Below are 6,542 nucleotides of genomic sequence, written 5' to 3'. Positions count from 1 at the left end.
GATAATTCAACCGCCCCACCGCATTCTTCGACTTCGACACCACCCACACCCCACCATCGTTCAACTCCACCTCAGTGGTCTTAAACCCCGGATAGATGATGGCGCCCGTAATCAGGACGGCGGACGCAGCAGCAAAGCCGGTTCCAGCCATAAGACGGCGGCGGCGGGCGGTGAGAGGGCGCGCCGCACCCCGTCGGCGGGTTTTTGGCCGCAGGGCGTCCAGGAATGTCTTCATGTGTGCGGTGTCCCCCAGAGTCACGGCATCCACGCACTGGGCATCGGCCCTGGCTGGTGTCGGATTACTCGACTATCGCATATTAGCTATCGATTAGAGAAACCCTGGCGGGGTCATGTCCGGCAGGACCGGCATCGACGCAGCTCAGGGGCCACTTAATCGAGGACCAGTCCGCGGCCGCTGCCGCGTCGCAGCTCCACCGGGTGGATTTCGCCGAAGCCCCGGACGTCCTCCGCCGGCCGCGGATGCAGGACGAAGCGGTCGTCCTGCTCCAGCGCGGCCGCCGTCATGGAGTCCACCAGAACCGTTCCCGGGTCCGCCAGCGCGGTGAGCCGCGCCGCCAGGTTGACCGTCGGACCGTAGATGTCGCCGAGCCGGGAGAGGATCCGGCCCCACACCATGGCCACTCGGGCCTGCGGCAGGATCTCGTCGTCGGTGAATGCCTGGCACAGGGCCAGGGAGATCTCGGCGCCGGCCGCGGGGGTCTCGGCGATGTACAGGACCTCGTCGCCGACCGTTTTCACCAGGCGACCGCCGCCCACCGAGATGATCTCGGCGCATTTGTTCTCGAAGCGCTGCACCAGCTGCGCGAGGGTCTTTTCGTTCATCCGGCGGGACAGGCTCGTGTAGGAGACCAGGTCCGCGAATCCGACGGCCCGGGCCAGCGGCAGCGGGGCGTCATCCTCGTCGCCTTCGCGGCCTTCCTCGCTGGACGCCAGCCCGGCCTCGGCGCGCACGGCAAGGCGCTGGACGCCGGCATTGAGCTGGCGGCGCCAGGAGTAGAGCAGCATTTCCTCGAGCGCGTCCACGAGGGACGGCAGTTCGCCCACCAGGCGCTTGCGGGCCACGGCGTCGGTGACGCCCTGGTTCTGGACCATGTCCTCGACGAGGGCTTCGACCTGCCAGACCACCATGCGGTCGGTCATCTGGCCGATGGCGCGGGTCACGGAGATGGCGGCTTCCTCGGTGAGTTTGCCGGCACGGACCAGGTCAACGATGGTGTTCAGCGCGGCCTGGTCGCGTTCGGTGAAGGCTACGTCCTCGTCCCCGATGTTGGGGAAGCCCAGGGCGCGCCAGAGTTTCCGGGCGGAGAGCAGTGACAGTCCGGCCCCGGAGGCGACTTCACGGCGGCGGAGCTTGCGTTCCCCGCCGAGTAGCCGCTGCTCGAGGGCTTTCAAGGCAACACGTTCGGCGGACATGGTTCCGGTGGGCGGCGCGGCAGCAGTCCCTGCGGTGTTTTCGGGTCCGGCGTCGGCGTCGTCATCGAACTCGGCGTCGGATGGGTCCGAGTCGGCGTCCACGGAGTCGGCGTCCTCGGGTTCAGCGGGTGCATCGCCGGGCTGCTCGACAGCGGCGGCGTCCGCGGCGTAATCAGCGCCTTCGGCGATGGAATCGAGGACGGCTGCTTCGAGGCTGGCGGTCTCGACGAAGGCATCGGAAACGTTCGACGGCTCCTCGGCCAGCAGTCCCGTGTCGCGGTGTACGTTCTCAGCGCTCATCTCTTCCACCTTCTCTCGTCTCGTCAGGCCAGGGCCCGTCAGCGTTGTACGGCCCTCCCCCGGCGCCCAGAACCCCGCCCTGCGGGAGGTCATGGATGGCGTCGAGGATGAAGTTGCGGAACATCGCCGCTTCCGGAACGTCGGGGACCACCGTGCTGGAGGGGTACCCGGTATCCAAGGATATATTCCCGGACCGCAATACGCGTTGGAGCAACGACTGATGGATGACCACATTACGAATGGTGGCCAGCGAGACCTGCTGGTCGCGCCGCCGCAGCATGCCGTACCGGGCAACCAGCCGCTGGCTCGTCAGGGTGTACTTCGTGGCTTGCCAGCTCATGACCCTCGGCAGGCAGTAGCCCAGCAGCACCCAGGCCGCCAGGGTTATGCAGGCACCGATCAGCCAGGGCGTCCACTCCCTGGTGGATGCCCTGATCAGCGGGACCAGCTGGGCCGGTCCGCCCTTCACAATCCAGGCGCTGGCGTAGGCGGCCAGCGCCGGAACCAGGATAAACAGCAGCGCCGGGACAATCAGGGTCCTGGGTTGCGGCCGGGTCACCACAATGACTTGCTCGCCCGGGAAAAGCTCTTTACGCATAACCGCTTTCGTGGTCCGCATTCTGGACGGGAGGCGTCCAGGGCCGCAGGTGCACCACATCGCCGGCCGTCACCACGTGCTCGTGCCCTCCGGAGTCCACCACCATCAGTGAGCCGTAGTCATCCAGGCGGGTGGCGTGGCCAATGATTTCGTGGTCCCCGGGCAGCTGGGCGCGGACGTGTTTACCCAGCGTCGTCAGCAGGTGCTCGACCCGTTTGTGCAGTGAGGGGCCGCCGGCCATCCCGGCGGTGGGATCGCCGTCGGCGTTGCAGAAGCTGCGGTAGAGCGTGGCGAAGCGGGACAGGTAGCTCATGAGCAGCACGGTCCGGTCCACCGTCGTCGGGTGTTCCAACAGGACGGACGTGGCTGTGGGCACCGGGAGTTCGGCCTCGGTGAGGGTGACGTTCAGTCCGGTCCCCAGCACGACGGGCGGCACGGCGCCGCCCGTCATCGGGCCCAGCTGGGCCAGGATGCCGGCAATCTTCCGGCCGCGCACCAGGACGTCGTTGGGCCATTTGAGTTCCGCCGGGATGCCGGCCGTTTCCAGCAGCGCTTCACGCAGTGCCAGTGCAGACAGCAGTGAGAGCCAGGAGTAGCTCTGGGTCGGCAGCGGCCGGCCCTCGGCGTTGACCGGGCGCAGCACCAGCGAGACGGAGACGGAGCTGCCGGCCGGCGCCTCCCAGTGCCGGTCCAGCCGGCCGCGGGCGGCGCTCTGGTATTCGGCGGTCAGCACGGTGAGGTCCGGATAGGCAGCGGGATCCTCGGTGACGCCGCGCAGCAGATCCGCATTGGTGGAACCGGTGGAGTCCACCACGGTGAGCCGCGGAATGCCGTTGGCGGAAAGGAACGCCTCATCACTGAGGGCGTTCACATCAAGGGGCGGACGGTCCGGGGCTTCCTGCGCGGCTTCCATGCTTTGAATCCTACCGAGTCACGCCGCCGCCGGCTCCGACACCGACCCGAAGGAACGTCCCCACTTTTGAATGCCCCCAACGGCGGGTTGGCCCGAAACGCCGCGAATTTCCGGCGTCGAACCCGCAATAGTGGGGAATTTCGGCGGCGCCTGCCGTTCACTGGAACATCGGAAGCCGCAGGAAACTCAGAGGAAGATGTCAGGAATCAGCTTCTCTTCCGGAGCGCCCAGGCTGTACGGGGTGAAGTCCGTGACCCCGGCGGCCGCGAGGACCTGCTCGTCGGTGTAGAAATTTCCGCTCCAGCTGCCCGATTCCGGGATGGCGTTGCTGCTGGTCAGGACGGCGTGGGCAGCATCGGCCATGATTTCGGGTCCGCGGGCGCCCCGGACGATCTTTTCGCCGCCCGGCATGTTGCGGATGGCGGCCGTGTTGATCAGGGTGCAGGGCCACAACGAGTTGACGCTGATGTCGTCGACCTTCAGTTCCTCGGCGAGTCCCAGGGTGGTCAGGCTCATGCCGTACTTGGCCATCGTGTACGCCAGGTGCATGCCGGCCCACTTGGGGTCCAGGTTCAGCGGCGGGGAGAGTGTCAGGATCTGGCCGGCGTCGGATTCGCGCAGCGCGGGCAGGGCGAGCTTGGAGAGCAGGAAGGTGCCGCGGACGTTGATGTCCTGCATCAGGTCGTAGCGCTTCATGTCGACGTCGTCGGTCTTGGACAGGTCGATCGCGGAGGCGTTGTTGATGACGATGTCGATCCCGCCGAATCGCTGGACGGCGGCGGCCACCGCGCCGGCGACGTCGGCGTCGTTGCGCACATCCCCGACCAGGGGCAGGGCCTGGCCGCCGGCCGCCTCGATCTGTTCGGCGGCGGAGTAGACCGTGCCTTCCAGCTTGGCGTGCGGCTGGCCGGTCTTGGCCATCAGGACGATGTTGGCGCCGTCGCGCGCGGCGCGGGTGGCGATGGCCAAGCCGATGCCGCGGCTTCCCCCCGAGATCAGGATGGTGCGGCCCTGGAGGGAACCGGCGGCCTGGTAGGGCCCTGCAGCGGTGCCCGAAGCGTCGTTGCTCGAAGTCATGAGGACACTCTAACCGACGAATGTTACTGGTGAGTAACATTGGCGTGGCGCGGGCGTGGGGACGGCCCTGGCCGATGCCGACGTCGTGGTCCGGGTGAGAGTTGGGGCGAATATTGTAGGTTTTCTACAGCGGCACGGGCCAATAGCGTCACTAGACTTGCCATCAAGGCCCGGCTTTTGTGGATACCAGCTAAAGCGCCACGCAGGACAGGGCCGGCGCACCCCAGCACCCCAGCACCACTCGATTCAGCAGAACATCAGCTACAGAGCCGGAGACACTTGATGAGCCACGATCTGACCACGACCGCGGGAAAGATTGCCGACTTCCGCGACCGCCAGGCCCGTGCTGAGCAGCCCTCCGGCCCGGAAGCGATCGAGAAGCAGCACGCGCGCGGCAAGAACACCGCCCGCGAGCGCATCGACCTTCTGCTGGACGCCGGCTCCTTCGTCGAGTTCGACGCGCTTGCCGTGCACCGCTCCACCGCCTTCGGCATGGAAAAGAAGAAGCCGCTCGGCGACGGCCTGGTGTCCGGCTACGGCACCGTGGACGGCCGCCCCGTGGCCGTGTACAGCCAGGACTTTTCCGTCTACGGCGGCTCGCTGAGCCAGGTCAACGGCGAGAAGATCGTCAAGGTCCAGGAATTCGCGCTGCGCAACGGCTGCCCCGTGGTGGGCATCCTCGACGGCGGCGGCGCCCGCATCCAGGAAGGCGTCGCCTCGCTGGCGATGTTCGCGGACATCTTCCGCAACAACGTCCATGCCTCCGGCGTCGTCCCGCAGATCTCCCTGATCATGGGCCCCTCCGCCGGCGGCGCGGCCTACTCCCCCGCCCTGACCGACTATGTGGTCATGGTGGACAAGACCTCGCACATGTTCATCACCGGCCCGGACGTGATCAAGACCGTCACGGGTGAAGACGTGGACATGGAAACCCTCGGCGGCGCCCGGCAGCACAACGCCAACACGGGCACCTCCACCTACCTCGCCTCCGATGAGGCCGACGCCATCGAGTTCGTCCGCGAGCTCCTGGACTTCCTGCCCTCCAACAACCTCGCCGAAGCCCCCGTGCTGGAGCACACCCAGGAGCTGGAGCTCGACGACGAGGACCTCGCCCTGGACGCGCTGATCCCGGACTCGGCCAACCAGCCGTACGACATGCGCAAGGTCATCGAGCAGATCGTGGACGACGCGCACTTCCTGGAGATGCAGTCCCTCTACGCCCCGAACGTGATGATCGGCTACGGCCGGGTCGAGGGCCACACCGTGGGCATTGTGGCCAACCAGCCGATGCAGTTCGCCGGCACCCTGGACATCGCCGCCTCGGAGAAGGCCGCGCGCTTTGTCCGCCACTGCGACGCCTTCAACATCCCGATCATTACCCTGGTGGACGTCCCGGGCTTCCTGCCCGGCAAGGACCAGGAATTCCAGGGCATCATCCGCCGCGGCGCGAAACTGCTCTACGCGTACGCCGAGGCCACCGTGCCGAAGCTGACCGTCATCACCCGCAAGGCCTACGGCGGGGCGTACATCGTGATGGGCTCCAAGAAGCTCGGCGCGGACCTCAACCTGGCCTGGCCCACCGCGCAGATCGGCGTCATGGGAGCCCAGGGCGCCGTCAACATCCTGTACCGCCGCGAGCTCGCCGCCGTCGCGGCGGACGGCGGCGACGTCGAGGCCAAGCGCGCCGAGGTCATCCGGCAGTACGAGGAGGAGCTGCTGAACCCCTACCAGGCCGCCCAGCTGGGCTATGTGGACGCGGTCATTGCCCCGTCCGAGACCCGGGTGCAGATCATCAAGGGCCTGCGTGCCCTGCGGGACAAGCGCGCCAGCCTGCCTGCCAAGAAGCACGGGAACATCCCGCTGTGATCCCCACCGGCTCCCAACCTTCGCAAGTCCCCACCGGCTCCCAGCCCGCGGCTGAGTCCGGGGAGACGCCGGCGGCAGAGCAGCCCCTGTTCGCCGTGGTCAAGGGCGAGCCGACGCCGGAGGAGCTCGCGGCGCTGGCCGCCGTCGTGCTGTCCGTGGGCAGCGGCGAACCGGCCGAGCCCCAAAAGCCGAGCGCCCGGCACTGGATCCGACGGCAGCAGCTCCAGCTGACGCCGAAGCCGGGGCCCGGGTCATGGAAGCGCAGCCGCGGCTGAGGCACCCGAGCACCTGAGCCGCTGACCCGCTGACCCAATGGGAAAAGTGCAGCAACCCTTTCATAACAGCCCGGGCCCG

7 protein-coding genes are annotated in these 6,542 nt (G+C 67.5%); 2 read left to right on the top strand and 5 right to left on the bottom strand.

Annotated elements, in window-relative coordinates; genetic code table 11:
- The 5 genes from AC50YC_RS14240 to AC50YC_RS14220 all read right to left on the bottom strand — a co-directional run.
- A partial coding sequence (locus AC50YC_RS14240) for a hypothetical protein (RefSeq protein WP_494954144.1) occupies positions 1 to 235 on the bottom strand: 235 nt, incomplete at its 3' end.
- A gap of 155 nt (positions 236 to 390) precedes the next feature.
- Complete coding sequence (locus tag AC50YC_RS14235) at positions 391 to 1,734, bottom strand: adenylate/guanylate cyclase domain-containing protein (RefSeq protein WP_494954143.1); 1,344 nt, start codon at positions 1,732 to 1,734, stop codon at positions 391 to 393.
- Complete coding sequence (locus AC50YC_RS14230) at positions 1,724 to 2,332, bottom strand: PH domain-containing protein (protein ID WP_494954142.1); 609 nt, start codon at positions 2,330 to 2,332, stop codon at positions 1,724 to 1,726. The genes AC50YC_RS14235 and AC50YC_RS14230 overlap by 11 nt, the downstream gene beginning before the upstream one ends.
- Positions 2,325 to 3,245, bottom strand: coding sequence for a biotin--[acetyl-CoA-carboxylase] ligase (locus AC50YC_RS14225; RefSeq protein ID WP_494954141.1), 921 nt, complete (start codon positions 3,243 to 3,245; stop codon positions 2,325 to 2,327). The genes AC50YC_RS14230 and AC50YC_RS14225 overlap by 8 nt, the downstream gene beginning before the upstream one ends.
- Positions 3,246 to 3,431: 186 nt before the next feature.
- The gene (locus AC50YC_RS14220) at positions 3,432 to 4,322 is read right to left on the bottom strand and encodes an SDR family oxidoreductase (RefSeq protein ID WP_494954140.1); all 891 of its coding nucleotides are present in this window, start codon (positions 4,320 to 4,322) and stop codon (positions 3,432 to 3,434) included.
- 282 nt (positions 4,323 to 4,604) lie between these two features.
- Here AC50YC_RS14220 and AC50YC_RS14215 point away from each other — a divergent pair, with 282 nt between their 5' ends.
- Together AC50YC_RS14215 and AC50YC_RS14210 are read left to right on the top strand one after the other, a co-directional pair.
- On the top strand, positions 4,605 to 6,188 hold the full coding sequence (locus tag AC50YC_RS14215; protein WP_494954139.1) for an acyl-CoA carboxylase subunit beta: 1,584 nt from the start codon (positions 4,605 to 4,607) through the stop codon (positions 6,186 to 6,188).
- Positions 6,185 to 6,463 carry an acyl-CoA carboxylase subunit epsilon gene (locus AC50YC_RS14210; protein WP_494954138.1) on the top strand — a complete coding sequence of 93 codons (279 nt, stop codon included), beginning with the start codon at positions 6,185 to 6,187 and terminating at the stop codon, positions 6,461 to 6,463. The genes AC50YC_RS14215 and AC50YC_RS14210 overlap by 4 nt, the downstream gene beginning before the upstream one ends.
- Positions 6,464 to 6,542: the final 79 nt, after the last annotated feature.

Source organism: Pseudarthrobacter sp. MDT1-56 (assembly GCF_059383555.1).
Note: the sequence above shows the minus strand (reverse complement) of the source record. Positions and strands in the feature narration are given on the sequence as shown.

Coding starts and splice junctions, on each gene's coding strand:
- AC50YC_RS14230 (WP_494954142.1), bottom strand. CDS start 2,332: ATGCGTAAAGAGCTTTTCCCGGGCGAGCAAGTCATTGTGGTGACCCGG.
- AC50YC_RS14235 (WP_494954143.1), bottom strand. CDS start 1,734: ATGAGCGCTGAGAACGTACACCGCGACACGGGACTGCTGGCCGAGGAG.
- AC50YC_RS14220 (WP_494954140.1), bottom strand. CDS start 4,322: ATGACTTCGAGCAACGACGCTTCGGGCACCGCTGCAGGGCCCTACCAG.
- AC50YC_RS14225 (WP_494954141.1), bottom strand. CDS start 3,245: ATGGAAGCCGCGCAGGAAGCCCCGGACCGTCCGCCCCTTGATGTGAAC.
- AC50YC_RS14215 (WP_494954139.1), top strand. CDS start 4,605: ATGAGCCACGATCTGACCACGACCGCGGGAAAGATTGCCGACTTCCGC.